This is a genomic window from Cryobacterium sp. RTC2.1, assembly GCF_035018685.1.
Classification (GTDB): Bacteria; Actinomycetota; Actinomycetes; order Actinomycetales; family Microbacteriaceae; genus Cryobacterium; species Cryobacterium glucosi.
Map to the genome: position 1 here is coordinate 1 of NZ_JASJXJ010000306.1, position 1,224 is coordinate 1,224.

1 protein-coding gene is annotated in these 1,224 nt (G+C 69.3%); it reads right to left on the reverse strand.

Features of this window, described 5'->3' with window-relative positions:
* Positions 1–369 precede the first annotated feature (369 nt).
* A complete protein-coding gene (locus QN357_RS18985; RefSeq protein WP_323505398.1) occupies positions 370–1,224 on the reverse strand; it encodes a fused MFS/spermidine synthase in 855 nt (284 codons plus the stop codon).

A 1,224-nucleotide genomic window follows, 5' to 3' on the forward strand; every position in this document is an offset into this window, starting at 1 on the left:
GCCCAGACGAGTGCGCCGTCGGCCGTTTCGGCCAGCCGACCGCCGACGAAGGTGCCACCGAGAAGGAGGAAGACCATCAGCACGAGGGGGCCGGCGGCCACGGAGGCGGCGGCAACGCCCGCAGTGCGCAGCAGCATCATCGGCGACACGCTGCGGCGTAGTCGCTCGGAAAAGGACACACGTTCGAACTCGACAGCAGACATCGCTTGGACCCCCGGATATCAGCGCGCTACCGTGCACGACAGTTTCTCGGAGCCTAGTGGTTTTTTCCAGCCTCGATCGGGTTTTTTATTGCAACGATTTGTCTTCGTCGCCGGGGGCCCCTTCGCGGGGCCGCAACGTCACCAAACGTTCATGTTCTGCTCCGGCTCAGTTGCCGATCTGGAACACCGTGCGGCCGGGCAGCGGGGACGGCGTCGCCGTCGCATCCGTGGTCACGAGCGCGGCCGCCATGAACTGGCGCAGCTCCGCGCCCTCGACGACTTTGGCCGGGTGCGGGCCGCCGGCGAGCAGCCGCGGCACCCAGGTCAGGTCGACCGGCGAGAGCGTTGCGACGAGCACGATGTTGCCGAACCGGCGCCCCTTGAGCACCTGGGTCTCTGCGAGGCCGATCACGTGCGGGAACACCGCGGAGAGCGTCGCCGCCTGCGCGCGCGCGAAGGCGAGCCCCGGCCCGTCGGCGACGTTCAAGACGAGCACCCCGCGCGGGCTCAGCAGCGGCCGGGCGAGCTCGTAGAATTCGCGGCTCGTCACGTGGGCGGGGGTGCGCGCCCCCGAGAAGATGTCGACGACGACGAGGTCGGTCGTGCCGTGCAGCCCGGCGGGCAGCTTGGCGAGCACCTCGCGGGCGTCGCCGTGCCGCACCCGCAGGTTCGCGCGCTTGTCCCAGGGCAGCTCGGCCCGCACGAAGTCGATCAGGTCGCTCTCGATCTCGACGACCTGCTGCCGCGAGCCGGGCCGCGTCGCCTCGACGTACCGGGGGAGGGTGAGCGCACCCGCGCCGAGGTGCACGGCCGTGATCGCTTCGCCGACGTCCCCGAGCAGGTCGATGACGTGCCCGATCCGCTGCACGTACTCGAAGAACAACTCACCGGGGTTGTCGATGTTCACGTGCGACTGCGGCGTGCCGTCGACGATGAGCTCGAAGCTCCCCGGAACGAACCGGTCCGGCACGATTTCCGCGGTCAAACCGCTCAGCTTCAACGTGACCGACGGATGCTGCAC